Origin of the sequence: Streptomyces sp. NPDC090119 (genome assembly GCF_044747085.1) — a bacterium.
Taxonomy (GTDB): domain Bacteria; phylum Actinomycetota; class Actinomycetes; order Streptomycetales; family Streptomycetaceae; genus Streptomyces.
On sequence record NZ_JBIVDK010000006.1, the window covers coordinates 300,907 to 317,324 of the forward strand.

Annotated in this window: 10 protein-coding genes and 1 tRNA gene; 3 read left to right on the forward strand and 8 right to left on the reverse strand. The window is 67.9% G+C overall.

From position 1 onward, the window contains the following. Nucleotides 1–85 precede the first annotated feature (85 nt). A complete protein-coding gene (locus ACIPPM_RS26120) occupies nt 86–1,030 on the forward strand; it encodes a bile acid:sodium symporter family protein (protein ID WP_401452148.1) in 945 nt (314 codons plus the stop codon). Between the two features lie 21 nt (nt 1,031–1,051). On the opposite strand, the gene ACIPPM_RS26125 is transcribed toward ACIPPM_RS26120, so the two are convergent. After that, complete coding sequence (locus ACIPPM_RS26125; protein WP_401452150.1) at nt 1,052–1,468, reverse strand: hypothetical protein; 417 nt, start codon at nt 1,466–1,468, stop codon at nt 1,052–1,054. Nucleotides 1,469–1,609: 141 nt separating this feature from the next. Here ACIPPM_RS26125 and ACIPPM_RS26130 point away from each other — a divergent pair, with 141 nt between their 5' ends. Further along, the gene (locus ACIPPM_RS26130; protein ID WP_401452152.1) at nt 1,610–5,053 is read left to right on the forward strand and encodes a CHAT domain-containing protein; all 3,444 of its coding nucleotides are present in this window, start codon (nt 1,610–1,612) and stop codon (nt 5,051–5,053) included. Next, nucleotides 5,050–5,718, forward strand: coding sequence for a hypothetical protein (locus tag ACIPPM_RS26135; RefSeq protein ID WP_401452154.1), 669 nt, complete (start codon nt 5,050–5,052; stop codon nt 5,716–5,718). Before ACIPPM_RS26130 ends, ACIPPM_RS26135 begins: the two co-directional genes overlap by 4 nt. A gap of 570 nt (nt 5,719–6,288) precedes the next feature. On the opposite strand, the gene ACIPPM_RS26140 is transcribed toward ACIPPM_RS26135, so the two are convergent. The 7 genes from ACIPPM_RS26140 to ACIPPM_RS26170 form a co-directional block, all read right to left on the reverse strand. After that, entirely contained in the window at nt 6,289–7,029 is a 741-nt protein-coding gene (locus tag ACIPPM_RS26140) for a M48 family metallopeptidase (RefSeq protein WP_401452156.1), read from the reverse strand. A 6-nt stretch (nt 7,030–7,035) separates the two neighbouring features. Next, nucleotides 7,036–10,413, reverse strand: coding sequence for a type I restriction endonuclease subunit R (locus tag ACIPPM_RS26145; RefSeq protein ID WP_401452158.1), 3,378 nt, complete (start codon nt 10,411–10,413; stop codon nt 7,036–7,038). Nucleotides 10,414–10,498: 85 nt separating this feature from the next. Next, nucleotides 10,499–11,692 carry a restriction endonuclease subunit S gene (locus ACIPPM_RS26150; RefSeq protein ID WP_401452160.1) on the reverse strand — a complete coding sequence of 398 codons (1,194 nt, stop codon included), beginning with the start codon at nt 11,690–11,692 and terminating at the stop codon, nt 10,499–10,501. Then, a complete protein-coding gene (locus ACIPPM_RS26155; RefSeq protein ID WP_401452162.1) occupies nt 11,685–14,168 on the reverse strand; it encodes an N-6 DNA methylase in 2,484 nt (827 codons plus the stop codon). Before ACIPPM_RS26155 ends, ACIPPM_RS26150 begins: the two co-directional genes overlap by 8 nt. A 70-nt stretch (nt 14,169–14,238) precedes the next feature. Beyond that, nucleotides 14,239–14,547: a hypothetical protein gene (locus tag ACIPPM_RS26160; RefSeq protein ID WP_401452164.1), complete on the reverse strand. Its 309-nt coding sequence runs from the start codon at nt 14,545–14,547 to the stop codon at nt 14,239–14,241. Nucleotides 14,548–14,589: 42 nt separating this feature from the next. Continuing rightward, a tRNA-Arg gene (locus ACIPPM_RS26165) sits at nt 14,590–14,662 on the reverse strand. 144 nt (nt 14,663–14,806) lie between these two features. Next, complete coding sequence (locus ACIPPM_RS26170) at nt 14,807–16,150, reverse strand: M6 family metalloprotease domain-containing protein (protein WP_401452166.1); 1,344 nt, start codon at nt 16,148–16,150, stop codon at nt 14,807–14,809. Nucleotides 16,151–16,418 lie beyond the last annotated feature (268 nt).

A 16,418-nucleotide genomic window follows, 5' to 3' on the forward strand; every position in this document is an offset into this window, starting at 1 on the left:
GTGCGCGAGGACAGGGCGGCGGACGCGGGAGCGGTAAGTGCGGGACTCAGGGAGCCGGGTCGTTCCGGCCGAGGTGACAACTGACGTGACCGGTACGGCGGATGCCGACCGCACCGCGAAACGGGCCGTGACCGTCTTCCCCCTGCTGGTGCTCGCCGCGGGCGCCCTCGGGATGCTGATGCCGTCGACGTTCGCCGAGGGCAAGACGGCGGTGCCGTACCTGCTCGGCGTCGTGATGTTCTGCATGGGCCTGACGATGACGTCGGCGGACTTCCAGGGCGTGGTCAGGCGTCCCTGGGCCGTCGCGCTCGGGCTGGTGGCCCACTACGTGATCATGCCGGGCCTCGGCTGGGCGATCGCCGAGCTGCTGGACCTGCCCCCGGCGCTGGCGGTGGGCGTCATCCTGGTCGGCTGCACGCCGAGCGGTACGGCGTCCAACGTGGTGACGTTCCTGGCCAGGGGTGACGTGGCGCTGTCCATGTCGGTGGCGACGGTCTCCACGCTGCTCGCCCCGCTGGTCACCCCGTACCTGGTCCTGCTGCTCGCGGGGCACATGCTGGACGTCGAGGCGGGCCCGATGGTCGTCGACATCCTGAAGACGGTCCTGGTCCCGGTGGTGGCCGGACTCCTGGTCCGCCGCCTGGCCGCCCCCGTGGTCCGACGCTGCCTCCCCGCCCTGCCCTGGCTGTCGGCCGGGACGGTGGCGGTGATCGTGCTGATCGTGGTGGCGGCGAGCGCCTCCGCGCTGAAGGACGCGGCGGCGGTCGTCCTGCTCGCGGTGGTCCTCCACAACGCCTTCGGCCTGGCCCTCGGCTACGGAGCCGCCCGCGCCGCCCGGCTGGACCGTCCCGCGAGCCGTGCCATGGCCTTCGAGGTCGGCATGCAGAACTCGGGTCTGGCGGCGTCGCTGGCGGCCTCGTACTTCACGCCGCTGACGGCTCTCCCGGCGGCGGTGTTCTCCGTCTGGCACAACCTGTCGGGCGCGGTGGTGGCGGCGTGGATGAACCGCCGTGCCGGGCTGGACGGCTGACCACCGCCCAGCCCGCGGGGGCTACTTCTTCACCGGGTCCAGGCAGAGGACGAACTTCTCCGCGTCCCACTCCTGCGCGAGCGCGGCCTCGCCGACGGTGCAGGCGTTGACGTCGAAGGTGTCCTTGACGACCTTGAGCACCTTGTAGTTGGCGTCCTTGTCGGTGCAGTCCTTGGTGTCGACCTCGGGGTTGTTCTCCGAGCCGGTGACCCGGACGCAGTCACCCGCCTCCGCGTGCACGGGGGAGTTGAAGGCGTACGCGATGCCGAACTTCACGGCCACCGCGGCTATCAGCATGACCACGATGCCGAGGAACTTCTTCAACTTGCCCGACTTGGCAGGCGCTGCGGGCGCGGGCACGGGCGCCGCCCCGTATGCGGGCTGCTCCTGCGGGAACTGAGGGTCCTTCGGGGCAGCGGGGGGCGTCGGAGCGGTCATCGGCGTTCTTTCTAGGAAAGTTGAACGAAAGATCGAACGCGCGCACGTTACAGCAAAAGTAAGAGCCAGATAAACACGAGGTCTTCACAGGTCGTGCCAAGGTGGGACCCGTCGATGAGCGGTTGACGCGAGGGGAACGGCGTGCGGCTGTCGCGGGACATCACCGGGTGGGCGTTCATGGTGGAGGTGGACGGTGTCCGGCATGCCGGACTGGCGGTAGGGCTGGCCGGCATCAGCCCGTTCACCGCCGGTGGCGGGGCCGGGGGCAGCCTGTTCACCCGCGCGAACGGCTGGTGGGGCCTCCCGGCGCTCCTCTCGCTGAACGAACTGCCGTTCGGCCGCCCGGTTGATCAACGGTGGTGTGTCACACGGGACGGCGGAGGCGTGCTGTCCGTCCGCAGCCCGGACGGTGCGTCCTTCGTGCACGACCTTCGCCTGGAAGAGCCGCCGGGCTGGCAGGAGACGGCGATCGCCTCCGGCTCGGTCATGCTGGTCGTCTCCCACGTGCTGCCTGCCATGGACGATCCGATCGCCGCGCTCGACTTCGAGACGCGGCAGGGGATGGTGTGCGCGGGCCCCGTGCGCTTCGGCGAGCCGGGCCGCGAACCGCGTGATGAGGAGGACGGCGCGCCGACGGTCAGGTTCCTCGTCGACCCCGTCGGCACGCTGATGGAGCTGGCCCATGACGCGTGCGACCGGGTCCTGTCGTTGTCCCAGGCGAAGCAGCGGGCGCGCCAACTGGAGAAGACGCGCCAAGCCTTGGCGGAACACACGGACCAAGCGCTGCCCGCCGAGGCGATGGTGGAACTGCTCTTCCGGGACGAGTTCCTCGACCACCGCGGTCTGGTCGAGCTCATGTACGTCTACTGGAGGCTGGTCGCCGAGGTCGCCGACGCGTGCGGGGCGGAGGCCGCCTGGCGGGACGCGGCGCTCCGTACCGTCGAGTCGGCCGTCCACCTGGTGGCGGACCGGTGTGATCGCGCCGTGTTCGAGGAAGCCGACGCGATGGGGTCCCGCCTGATCGACAAGCTGAGCGACCCGGCCGAACTGGAAGCCGGGTTACTGGCCGCCGCCCGGTTACGGATGGCCACCCGGGGAGCGGAGGACTTCGCCGCCGACCACTACGCCCGCGGGATGCGTACCGTCTGGTCCGCTCGGCTGGACGCGGAGCTGTACCGCACGTGGTTCACCGACGAGGAGCCCTTCCAAGCCGAGTCCCACCGGCTGGTGGCGGAGGCGGGACACCTGGTGGGGCGCGCGCTGGAGCTGGACGGCGGTACGCGAAAGCCCCGCCTCCTGGCGTTGTTGGCGCAGATCCTCGCGGACGAGGCGGGAGTTCACCGGGACGCCGTCGCCGCCGCGCTGTCGGCCTGGCTGGATGCGTCCACCGCCGACGACCCGGACGTCGCCCTGTTCCTGCTCAGGGTGGTGGACGGAATTCCCCCGGGCCTGGCCGACGGGTTGCCCAGGGCGGTGTTCGGGTCGTCCTTGGCCGATTTCGTCGCCGCCCATGGCAGCGACGTCACCGCGAAGGTGATCAGCCAGGGCGTCAACCTGGCCCGGGAACGAGCCGACCGGCCGCTGCTGCGCACCGTGCTGGACTGGGCGGAGCGGCTGGGCGTCCGCTGGGACCCCCCGCACCGCAGACAGTTGACCGAGGCACGGCTCCACGTGCTGCCCGACGACCCCACCGACTGCCCGGGCCCCGACCACCCGCTCACGGCGTCGTTCCCACCATCCTGGACCCCGGCGCAACGGTCGGCGGCGCTGCTGCACACGGCCGCCCACGCCCGCGACCGGCGGCAGCCCGTGCTGGGGCTGACCCTCCTGAGGCAGGCGGGCGACATGCGCGGCGAAGAAGCCAGGCTGCTGACGGCGGACCTGTACCTTCAGTCGGCCCAGGCGGGCGAGCCGGTCTCCAGTCCTGTCCCGTTCCCGTGGGGTCATTACACGTACGCGGCACTCGGCTACGCCTCGCTCGGCCTCGAGGAACTGGCGCGGGCGAGCCTGGTGCCGTTCGTGCAGCAGATGGGCGACCTCCGCGGCGAAGAACTGGAGGCGGCGCTGTCCGCGATCATCCTGGCCGTGCCGAACTTCAACACGAGCCGCGCGCCCGAACTCGGCGAGATACTGCGGGACCTCGTGCATTCGGCGCTCTGGCAGCTCGCCGCGGAGGCCGGGACCCTGCCGCTGGGACTGATGCTCGGTCTGCACCAGGCGGGCAAGGGGTCGGAACTGGGCGCCTGGGGGCGGATCGACGGCCCGCTCGTGCTGCCCGCGCACATCCAGCACCTTCTCGGCAAGCTGCGCGACCTGGAGGAGCCCGCCACCTCCCAGGGAGCGTCCGGCGCGTCGCCGTACCTGCTCAACGCACTGGAATCCGACCGCCGTCCCGGGGGCCACGACACTCGGCAGATCGCCCGGAACGTGCGGTGGCGCGTCTCGTCGCTCATCGACAATGAGCTGAGTCGCCGCTCGGCACCGCTCGTCGACGACCAGCACCTCTGGGCGAGGACGCACGAGCTGCTGGACGACCGGACCGTACTGCTGACCTGGTTCCTGCCCGCCGCCGTGAGCGGCGCGGCCGTGCTGCTCGCCGTCACCAGACAGGGCCGGGAGCTCGTCGTGCACCTGGGCGAAGGCGCGGACGAGAACAACGACCGGCACCCGGTGGCGGACCGGGTCGAGGCGATCCGGACGGAGGTCGAACGCGACCCGCTGTTCGGCGACGTGACGCCGGAAGGCGACCGACTGCTGCGGCAGCCGGGCGACCTACCGCTCGGCGGCAGCGAACTGTGGGACAGGTGGCGGGCCCAGGGCAAGGACCGGGTCCTGGCCTGGCCGCACGGCGCGCTGCACTACCTGCCGCTGCCGCTGTGCCGCACCGGGGACCGGATGATCGCCGACGACTGGACGGTCACCACCATCGCCGGTCTCGAAGCCCTGGCGCCGGTCGCAGGCCCCGTACGGGCGCGCCGCACCGCGGTGCTGGCCTCCGCCGAGGGCGGCGTGCCCTACGGGCTGCACGCCGAACCGGCGCTGGAGGAGCACGCGCGGAACGTCGCCGACGCGGTCCGCGCGGACGCCGTCACCGGGCCCGCGGCCACGCGCGACAGGTTGCTCGCCGAACTGGCCACGGCGGACGTGGTCCACATCGCCGTACACGGGACGCTGGACCAGGACGCGCCGTGGCTGCACTGCCTCCACCTGAGCCCGGACCGTGACGACGACGGCCGGGTCTTCGCCTACGACTTCCTGGCGGCCGACCTGCGCGGTGTCCGTCTGGTCACCCTCGCCGCGTGCGAGTCCGCGCTGGGCCGATTCGACCGCGCGGACAACGTCCGTGGCATCCCGTCGGCACTGATCGCCGCCGGTGCGCAGGCCGTCGTCGGGTGTCTGTGGCCCGTACGCCCGGAGCCGGCCACGTACTTCTACCACCACATGCACCAGCGGATCGGGTACGGCACGGACCCGGAGCGCGCCTTCCGCGAGGCCCAACTCGCCACCCGTGCACGGCATCCCCACTACCGTGACTGGGGAGCGTTCACCTACCTGCAGGGCCGGAGCAAGGGAGCCGTGGCATGACCGAGGTCCGGTTGCACGACGTCGAACTCGTGCCGGAGCACACGCTCGGCAGCCCGGCCGACGACGAGCCGCTGCGTGGCAGGCTCACGTTCGGCTGGGACGTGCTGCCCGCCGACCACGAGAGCGTGCCCGCTCAGTGGGCGTCCTACGTCAAGGCGACGCCCGAGCGTGAGTTCCGGCAACTGGTGATCGTGTGCTCGTTCCGTCCGGAGACACCGGTCGCCAAAGGTGCGTTCCGCCACGCCTCCCTGGGGGTGGCACTGTCCACCCCGGACGGCCGGGCACGGCCCGTCGCGAGGCTGATCGACCCTGGCGAGCGCACCCGCCCGGTCGTCGGCTCCGGGGTGGGCATGAGCTTCACGGTCAAGGCGGGTCTGCTCGACGTGGGTGTGGAGAAGCCGTCGGGCGCGGGGCCGGAGCGGGACGAGTGGATCGTGCGCGGCCATGGCGCCTCCCAGCCGGATCCGCAGTGGGAGTTCCGCCGAGTCAGGAGTTCTCCGTTGGTCGGCGACCATCCGGTGGCCGCGCTGGTGGAACTCGTGCCCGACCGGCTGAACACGGCGGAGGTGCTGGTGGCAGCGGAGCTGGAGCACCGCAGTTGGGGCATCCGCCGTTACCGGGCCCGGCTCGCGCCGTCGCCGCACGCCATCGTGCTGGCCGGGTGAGTGCTGATCCCTTGGGAGGGGCATCGGGGCCTGGCCCCCGTCCGCTCACGCAAACGGCCCCGGACCAGAGGTCCGAGGCCGAACAAGACGCCCACATGGGGGAGAAACCCCAGTTCAGAGCGCTGACGCGTTGTGCCCCCGGCAGGATTCGAACCTGCGACACCCGCTTTAGGAGTGGGATCGAATCCTTGCCGGGGGGTGGCCGGTGCTGCCTGCCGGTGCTGTTTCCCCTGGTCAGAACCCCCAGGCCGAGCCCTTTGACCCGGCTCATGCCGCCCTGTATCAGGCCGTCCGCTCACGCGTCGCTCACGCATCGCTCACGCGATGTCGGCTGCTGAGCAGCGCGTGGGTCAGTTCTGGCCGAGGTCGATTTCCACGAAGAAGGGTGCCGCTGAGCTGAGTACACCGGTGGACACGTCTCCGTCCCAGCAGGTCTTCGTCGCGGGGTCGAGAAGGTGCGGCCGAACTTCAGCTCGGCTGCCAGGGCCTGTACGCGGGCTTCGAGCTCCTCGCGCGTGCCCTCAGAGGCGGGGCCGGGGCGAGGTCGCGATCCCTGCTAAATGTTCTTTTTCAGACGGGTGGACGGGAGAGGGTTACCTCTTCGGGAAGCCACACGCCGGCCCCCCACTCTTCCAACCGATCCCGCCGGACTTCGTAGTCGGGAAGAGCTCGGGCCACCATCCGCCAGAAGTTGGGCGAGTGGTTCGGCTCATGCAAGTGTGCCAGCTCGTGCACCAACACGTAGTCCACGAGTGCGGCGGGAAGTTGCATGACCGCCCAGTGGATGTTGAGCGCGCCCCGGTCCGAGCAGGATCCCCAGCGGTAGCCGAGGGGACGCACCAGCAGATCCGTCGGCGGAGCCTCGAGGCAATCTGCCCATGGGCCAATACGCCGGGGAAGCCATTGTCTTCCCCGCTCCGCGTACCAGGTCACCAGTGCCTCGCCGGCTGAGTCCTTACAGTCTCGTCGCAGCCTGAGCCTGCCTTCCACCAGGGCTACCGGGCGAGGCGTTTCGTCGACGGTCTTGAGCCGGTAACTGCGCCCCAGGTAGTAGAAGCCCTCGCCGTCGAGGAACCGGCGGCGCGGGCGCCGCTCCACATCCGCCTCACGGCCGCGGACTTTGGTGTAGAGCCAGGGCAGGCGGGTGCGGATGAGACTTTCGAGGGTCTCACGGTCCGCGCCAGGCGGCACGGCCGCGACGACCCGCGCATCACGTTCCACCGTGACCCGGACGCTCGTGCGTCCGGGTACCGGGTGGATGTCGATGACCAGACCGCCCACTTGCAGCGGTTTGGCCGGGGTGTCGGGCATGGGGGGTTACAGGTCCTTCTTGTTGTGCTGGATGATCTCCCGCACCGCAGGCGCGAGACTGTCGGCAGCAGGATGAGTGCGGTCGTTGACGGCGAAGAGCATCCAGATATCGCTCTGCAGATCATGCAGCGCGGCCGTGTTGGAGAACAGGTCCTTCCGCGCGGTGTGCCGTACAGCAACAGCCCGCACTTCGCGCGCCAGCCCGATCAGGTCAAGGCGTACCTCGTCGGCGATGACCCCGTCCGTGACAACGGTGGTCAGCTGCTGGTACACGGCCTGCTCGAGCTTGCTGAGACTGCGCACGTCCTCAGGCAGACCCGAGCCACGCCCCTCGGTCACATCCCGCGCCTCCTGGGAGAGCGCCTCGAACGCATCGAGTTGCTGGGCCCAGTCCTCGGCGTACTTCTTGAGGATTTCCTCCAGGCGTTCACGGAGCTTGTTGTAGGCGACGGGATTCTCCTGGAAGTGGAGTTCGATGTGGTTCCGCACGGCGTGCGCCATCATCGACGCCTTGGCGCGGGAACTCGGCAGCTGTTCGACCTTGGTGCGAAAGTCGTCGGAGGTGAGCCGGGTGGGCTCTATCGCGCGCTCCACGCCAAGCGCCTTGACGTGCTCGTCGATCAGCTCGGCTACCCGCTCGCCGTACGCGGACGGGTCGAAGCCGTCCTCCTCCTCGCTGAACCGCTGTTTGGCCACCTGGGCGATGAACCCGAAGAGCTTGGCCGGCCGCTGATAGCGGCGCGTGGCTTCGCGTGGCAGGAGGAGATCGAAGGTGTTCAGGAAGTCCCGAAGGAGCTTGCGGTAGGTGATGCGCCGCTCCTCGTCCTCCAGGGTGTCCACCAACCGGTGTACGGCGGCGGTGTCGGCGGGGTCGACGAGCTCCCGGGTGAGACCGAGATGGTGGCGGAGAGCGTCGTACTGGTCCTCAAGCTTGTTCTCCTCCACTTCGATCTTGATGGTCCCGCCCTCGGCTTCGTCGGAGGCATAGGCGGCCATTGCTTCGAGGAGGGCCCCGGACACGCCCGCATAGTCGACGACGAAACCGGCCTGCTTCTTCTCCCCGTAGGTGCGGTTGACGCGGGCGACGGCCTGGAGGAGCTCGGCCTCGCGCATCCGACGGTCCAGGTACATGACCTGTTCGATAGGCGCATCGAAGCCAGTGAGCAGCATGGTCCGGACGATGAGGACAGCTACCGGCCTAGAGGACTCAGGGGCCAGGTCAGCGGGGTTGGGGAAGGGGCTGCGGAAAGCCGTAACAGCGTTCTCCTGGGCGTTCCCGTCGGACCAGGACGTCCACGTCGGGTCGTCCTCGGAGTCGGGGGAGATCACCGGCACGAAGTCGATGGCCTTGAGCAGGGTGAGCTGCTTGTGGGCAGAGACGAGCAGTCGCTGCTTGGGGGTACGCTCCTCCGCCGGGGTGTCCTGGGCCCTGGCGAGAGTGCGAGCCGGGGGTGTGGCGGCCTTCTCCACTTCGGCGACCAGTTCGTCGCGCGCGTCGCACAGAGCCTCCCGGTAACGGACCGCGATGCCGCGTGAGTAGGCAACGACCTGGGCCTTGAGGCCCTCCTTCATGGCCCCCTCGACGTAGTGTCGCAGCATGTGGCGCGCCTTGCGCCGGATCATGTCGTCGGCGTTGAGGACGGCCGAGGACTTCGCATACCGCTTCTGGAGTTCGTCGTACTGGTCATCGGTGAGTTCTTCGAACTCCTCCTGGAACACCTCGTCCAGGGCCTCGCCCTCGTTCACCGCGCCCTTGGCGATGTGGCCCTCGTAGTAGATGGGCACGATGGCGCCGTCGTCCTCGGCGTCCTTGAGGCGGTAGGTGTCGATGAACTCGCCGAAGGTCGTGGTGGTGAGCTTGCGGTGGTTCATGATGATCGGGGTGCCGGTGAAGCCGATCCGGGCTGCGTTGGGCAGGGACTCCATGAGGTTTTGGTGGAGGGCGGAGCCGTGCGATCGGTGCGCTTCGTCGACCATGATGAGGATGCCGTCGCGGTCGTTGATCAGGCCCCAGCCGGGGGTGCCCTGGTGAGCGAGAGAGTCTGCGGCGTTCTGCCGGGCCTTCTCCGCGTCCTGCTGCTTCTGGATCATGACAAAAACCAGGCCGGCGTTCTCCAGACCGAGGACCTTCGGCACCTTGGACGCGCGAGTGACGATGTCCGGTTTCTCGCCCGCGAGCACGGCCGTCTCGGCGAGCTGCTTCTGGAGCTGCTTGCGGTCAGTGACCACGACGACCTTGAAGTGGCCGAGGCCGGGTGTGGAGCGCAGCTTGCGGACCAGGAACACCATGGTCAGCGACTTGCCCGAGCCCTGAGTGTGCCAGACGATGCCGCCGCGCTTGTCCTCCTTGCCATGCACCTGCTTGGTCTCGCCCGTCCGCAACCGCTCGATCGCCTTGTAGACGGCCCGGTACTGCTGGTAGCGCGGGCCGATCTTCACCCGTGCGGTGCGGCCTTCGGCGACCTCGACGTCCTTGAAGACGACGAAGTTTCGAACGATGTCGAGCAGGCGGTGGGGGTGCAGCACCCCCGCGGCGAGGACCTTCTGCGCGGTGGCGAAGGCGTCGTCCTTGTCGTACGTCGTCTTGGCCACCCGCTTCGTGCTGAGCGGGTGCGTGTCCCCGACGAGCGGGTGTGCCTGCCGCCAGACCACGTAGTCCTGGGGTCGCGAGGTGAACGTGCCCAGCAGAGCGGTGTCCCCCGTGGTTGCGATCGTCAACTGCACTGTGCGGAACAGCTGTTCGCTGCCCTCCGGAGTGGTCGACTCCCGCTTCTGGTTGGCGTATCGGCGCAGTTGCTGGATCGCCTTGTGGGCGTCGCCCTGCCCGGCTTTGAGCTTCTTGCACTCGATGACGACCAACGGGATGCCGTTCACGAACAGCACCAGGTCGGCGATGAGCTTCTTGGGCTTGCCGTGATCGTCCCGCGCACCGGGGATTGTCATCGGGAACTGTGAGACGACGAGAAAGTCGTTGTTCGCCGGCGTCTCCCAGTCGATGAACCGCACTTTCTGCGCCCGCCCGCCGTCCCAGCCGTCCACGCCAGGGACGGCGACGCCCTCGACCAGCGCCTCGGTCGCCGCCTCGTTGGCGGCGATAAGCCCGCCGCCGGGCGCGCCGCCCTTGCTGAGCGCGGAGATCGCGACGGCCGCGCGGGCGTCGTCCAGCCACGCCGCCCCGTCCGGCATCCGGTTCAGCTGGTCCAGCCGACGCCGAAGTATTCCGGTGAGCAGCGCGCTGTCCGTCCGTTGCCGGACGTACGGCTCCTCGCCGGGCTCTTGCAACTGCGTGCCCTGATTCCCCACCGCATGCCGCCAGCCCATGGTGTGGTGGGTGAGCTGCGCGATCAGCGGGGCTTCTACGTACTTGTACTCGGGGCCGGACATCGGGGCGCGGTCTCCTTCGGTGAGCGGTACGTGGGGGGCTGGGCGAGGTGCAGACGGTGGTGCGGAGTTGCTGGCGCAGTGGGGGCTACGCGGGGGTGGGTACGCGGACCTTGCCGGTCAGGAGGTCGTCCACGAGGGCACGCTTGAAGCTTTCAAGCTTCTCAATCTTGCCCAAGGTCCGCTCTCTCGATTGCACACACACCTGTTCTGTCGTCACGATTCTTTTTTGCCATTCCTCGGAAATTGCGGGGATCGGCATGCCATTCAGCATTTTAGAGTTGATCGTATGAAGACCAGAGCTAGTGGAGCACATTTTAAGCCAGTATGAACGAGCGTGGCGAGAATTAAGCCAGATTTCACCAAATGCAGGAATCATTGAAAGTGCCCTCAGGCGAAACAAGTGATTCTGATAAAGGAGACCTTCAAGATTTTTCTCAACGCGTGCGCAGCGTCCAATCTCCTGCGGGCTCGCGTGGCCTTCCACTACGAGAAGGTCATCGCATCGCAATCCCCAGCGCGGCAGGTCGCCGTCGCGGATCTCGAGTTTGGCGATATCCGAGGATTCGATGAATCCTTTTTGGACATTTGCCACTCTGAGATATCCATGTGGAGCAGACGCGGGTGCCCGATCTGGCCCTATGGTCACACCTGCTTGGATGGCGAATTCGTCGCCAATGGATGACCAGTTCATGGCTGCCGAAATTGCCTGATCCAGTAGAATTGCAACGTGCCCACGGGAGGCCAAAGACTCCTTCGCGGCGATTGCGCTTTCCCGCTCGATCTGCGTGTCGACCTCGTCGAGGATCTCGGCGATCCGGCGTTGTTCCGCCAACGGTGGGAGGTTGACCTCAATCTTCTTGAAATCCCTGTACCGAACAGCGCCCCGCCGGTCTACAGAAGCCTGGTCATGCACCCCATATGAAGCCAACATCGCGTCGCTCTTGAGGACGCGATACATGAAGTTTGCATCAATTTCTGGCGCACATGAGAAGACTGTGTAGATCGGGCTGACGCATGCGATATCGGCGATCTCCTGTAGACCAATGGAACCTTCCGTAAGATGATTCGTCGCGTACGCGAACCATCCTCTTCGGACCAGCTTGTATCCCGAGATGTCATCGCTGTGGATCTGGCGGTTTTTGAAGTACTCGTCCGACCGGACAAGGCCGTGATGCTTCGTAGACGAGAGAACTACCGCCTCGTCCTCGAGGTCACCTACCCGAATGCTCGACTCTCGAGTGACCTCTCCCAAAGCAACTCGCTTCCAGCCGTCACGCATAGCCCAGCTCCTCCAAGTATCCTCGCAGCCGCTTGGCCGATGCCTCACGTTCCTGCTCCAAGTCCGCCAGCGTCACCGCGTACTTCTCGCCCCAGTTGCGGAAGGCGTCCACCAGAACCCGTCGGTCGGTGGTGACGAAGCGGGTCATGCGGGCGTTGAGGTCCGCGTTCAGGAAGCCGAGGACGACCTCCTGCGCCTGCGTGGGGGTCAGCTGTTCCGCCGCACCACGCAGCTCCTTCACGAACGAAGCTTTAATCGTGGCGAGTTCGAGCTTTGCCTCCCGCTGCTTCTTCTTCAGCGCGGACAGTTCCTTGGGAGGCAGGACCTGGGACAGGTCGAGCTCTTCCTCGTTGCCGTCGTCCTCCCCGTCTCCCTCGCCCGCTTTGGACGTCTTCTTCGGAGGGGAGCCCGCCTTCACTTCCGCGTCCAGCTTCGCGACCAGTGCTTCTGCCGTCTCCAGCTGCTTCACATATGCCGGGATCAGCTCCGGGACCAGCCGGTGCTCGCGGGCCTTGCGCATCGCTGCCCGGTAGCGGGCCTTGGTCTTTGCGTCGGCCTTGGCCGAGGGCTCCTCGAAGGCCGAGGCGATGCTGCGGACCCAGCCGTCGATCAAGCCCTTGAAGTTTTTCGCCATCAGCACGTCGAGGTCGTTCTTGGCGTCGAACCACCATGCGGCGACCGCACCCGCCAACTGGTGCCTGTCCAGCACGCCCACGGGCTTCAGCGCCGCCACGAAGGTGGTGAGCAACTCCTCACGCGTCTGCGACTTCTGCTGATGCACGGGCAGCTTCGCGAGCTGCTCACGGTGTTCGGCCCACCATGTGTGGAACGCCCGCCCGAGGACGACTTCTCGTTCCTGCGCGAGCCCGGGGATTTGCGCTGCCGTCGCCTTGTATCCCTCCCCCAGGAAATCGAGGTAGTCCGGATCGCCGCCCCGTGGCCGGAAGAGCGCTCCCTCGGGCTCGATGCCGAATGCCTCGAACTGTGCCCTGCGTGCCGCGACCTCACTTCTGGGCACGCCTCCGTACAGGTGCGCCCGCACGTCCTGCGGCTCGGGCGGGGGCGTGTTGTCCACGTAGCGGCGGATGTTGAGGTTGTAGTCGTTCTTCGCCAGCTCGGCGAACTCCACGACCCGAGCGAACCCGGGGATCTCCTTCCAGCCTTCGTACGCCGAGACGATCTTCTCCGCGTGCTGGGCCTCCAGCAGGTTCTGCGTGCGCCCGGCGGTGATCTCCCGGTCGGCGTTGATGAAGAGCACTCCGTCGCGCCGCCCCTCCGGTACGCCGTCACGGCCGCGCAGGACGAGGATGCACGCCGGGATTCCGGTGCCGTAGAAGACGTTGGGGCCGATGCCGATGACGGCCTCCAAGCGTCCCTCTTCGATGATCTGCTTGCGGATCTTCTGCTCTTCCCCGCCCCGGAACAGCACCCCGTGCGGCATGACGGAAGCCGCGATGCCGTCCGCTTCCAGCACGGCCAGTACGTGCTGGATGAACATGAGGTCGGCCTTTTTGCCCGACTCGGGAGTCCAGCCGTACCCCATGCGCTCGGCGTATTTCATCCCTGTCCGCTGGTAGTTCTGCGCGAACGGCGGGTTGGTGAGGATGCGATCGAAGCGCTGGAGCTGTCCGCCTTGTACGTGCTGCGGGTCGGCGAGGCTGTCGCCGTGGTGGATGACGCCGTCGGCGACGCCGTGCATCAGCAGGTTCATCCGGGCCATGGCCCAGGCGCTGCCGTTGTCTTCCTGTCCGTAGACCGACAGGTGTGACTCGTCACCGCCGTGGTCCTGTACGTACTCCTTGGCGAGGATCAGCATGCCGGCCGAACCGCAGCACGGGTCGTAGACGGACATGCCTGGCTGCGGTTTGACCAGCTGATTCATCATGCGGATGACGGAGCGCGGTGTGTAGAACTGGCCACCCTTCTTGCCGCCCTCGTCGGCGAACTCACCGATCAGGTACTCGTAGGCGTGCCCCAGGAGGTCGGGGAACTCGAAGTCGTCGTTGCTGAGCCGGTACTCACTGAAGTGGTCGATGAGCTGCTGGATGACCGGCTTGGTCAGCTTGGTGTTACCACCGCGGGACTCGGTGAAGCTGATGTAGGAGAGGACCCCGTCGAGTGCTTGGACGTTGTGGTTCTCCAGCTGGGCCAGCGCCACGTTCAGTGCCTCGGCCGGTTCGGTCCGGGATTTACCGACGATCGTGGACCAGCGGGACTCCTGCGGAACGTAGAACTCGTGCGCCTTGTAGGCGCCACGGGCCTCGGAGATCCGCTCGGCCTGCTCCTGGTTCTTCCCTTCCTCGACGAGTCTCTTGACCAGTGCGGCCTGTGCCACGTCGAACTGGTCCGAGGCGCGCTTCAGGAAAAGCATTCCGAAGATGTAGTCCTGGTACTGCGCCGCATCCATCTTGCCGCGCAGGATGTCCGCAGCCGCGTACAGATGCCGTTCCAATTGCGGCAGCGTGAGCTGTGCCACTCGGGTCTCCTCTTACTTCACGTCCCACAGGGCATGCGTCCTGTGACAACTGGCCCAGGTTATGGTCTGGCTACGACATCCGGTTCGTACGGCGGGTTCTGGGGGCCCTGCGTTCGGGCAGCGCGCCGGTCGGCCGTGAGAGGGGTGTGCCCGGGAACTCGTCCCCCAGCATCTGCGTGAACAACCCCTGCCTGACGGCATCGAGGCGCGCCAGTATGCGGTGCTGGATCTCCATCTGCAGTCCCACTTCACTCAGCGCGCCGGCCATCAGCTGCTGCTCGCGCAGATCGGGCAGCACCACCTGCAGTCCTTTCAGCGAACCCGCTGTGAGGACCGGCACCGTGCCCACCTGGGCACGGGACAGCAGCTCGTCGACCACGGGAGGATGCGCCAAGTAGGCGGCCAGAGCGCTGACGCGTTGTGCCCCCGGCAGGATTCGAACCTGCGACACCCGCTTTAGGAGAGCGGTGCTCTATCCCCTGAGCTACGAAGGCGGGGTGTGGCTGCCACCCGGTGGCTGCCCCTGACAGGGTAGCGGATCGGGGGTGGGGTGGTGGGCGAGTGGGGCCGGGGCGGCGAAGGAGCGGAGGTCAGCCGTGACTTGGGCGAAGCGGCCCCGCCGCGGCGAACGGTCCGGGTCAGCCGTGCCCCGGCCGCACCGGCCCCGCCGCCGCCGTCGTGCCCTTGGCCGCGTGCGTGCGCGTCACCCGTACCCGGTACTTGCCGTCCAGACCCGCGCTCGCCACGTGGATCGTGATGCCCGCCTTGGGGTCCTTGAAGGTTTCTCCGGGGGAGAAGGGGGCGTCGGAGAGTTCGGCGTGGACGTTGGGGCTGCGGGTGCAGCCGCCGCTGTCGCGGTGGGCGTCGTAGACGGTGATGGGGCCGCGGCCGGTGTCGACGGAGGCGTCGACCTTGTAGACGAGGATGCCGGGCTTGCAGACGGACTCGTCGTTGCCGCCCTCCGTGCGCAGCTCCAGCGCGTAGGCGGTGCGGTTGTCCAGCGGGACCATGACCAGCTTCTCCCCGGACTTCTGGGAGAGCGGGGAGAGGGTGTAGTCCGCGCTGCCCGCGGCGGTCGCGCAGCTGACCTGGGACGCGGGCAGCCAGCCCAGCTTCCACTTGTGCCAGCCCAGCAGGTCGTTGTTGGCCCCCCAGTCCTCGCTCATGATGTCCCAGTGCCCGACCGCGCTGCCCCCCTCCTGCGTGTACAGGTCCGGCAGCCCGAAGGTGTGCCCGTTCTCGTGCGGCAGCACCCGGTACCCCGTGTCCGCGTACGCGCCGGAGCCGTCGTCCTGGCGGGAGTAGACGAAGGAGGCGTTGGCGACCGGAGTGCCGTCGGCGATCGGGGCCTCGCCGTTGCCCGCGAAGGTCACGGAGAGCACCGTGTCCAGGGCCGAGGGGCCCGCGTTGGGGGTGACCAGCACGTTCAGCAGGTCGTACGAGCGGAAGTCCACGTCCGGGTCGGCGGCGGAGACGATGTCCCGGACCAGGTCCCGGTAGCCGGGGTCGAAGGGGGCGCCGCGCTCTATGCCGTAGTCCTTGAACGGCTTCGGCATCCGCAGCCAGGAGGTGATCGGGGTCTCGGCGCGGTAGTCGAGGCGGCCGTACGACGCCTTGGCGAACCATTCCTCGGTCTTCGGGAAGAACTCGTGGAAGCGGTCCATCGCCTTCCCCTCGCCGGGGGTGTCCGAGAAGTCGACCATCAGGGTCAGGGCGTGGACCGTGCCGGTGGAGCGGGAGTAGCCGGTGGAGGTGGGGAAGCCCTCGGTCATCTGGACCTCGGACGCTCCCTGGATCATGCAGGGGGCCAGGGCGGCCGTGCGTATCAGCCCGTCCGGCCCGGCGGTGGTGCGCGCCGTGAGCTGTCCGGACCCGGCCGAGGTGCTGACCGCGAAGGTCAGCGCGGTCACCGAGGCGAGGGCGGCAGCGCGGCGCGGGCGTATCCGGCGCGAGCGTATGCGGCGGGGCGACTGCGGCTGCATGCATGGACCTCCCGCTCCACGGCAGCCCCCGTGTCCCGGCTGCGCCCTTGGGCTCACCCTGTGTCGCCGGGGCCGGGCTCGCGCGCTGGGGGAGACCGATCGTGGGATTTCGGCAGGAGTGGGTGTGAATCGCCTACCGTTGAGGTGAATCGCCGGGCCGGGGGCGGAAGAGCGCCGCGCCGGGCCAGGTGTGACCCAGGTCACAGGCAATTCTTTCGGGACGGGAAATAAGCGGGGAGGGTCTCCCCGTTTAGACCTGTGTCCGCGC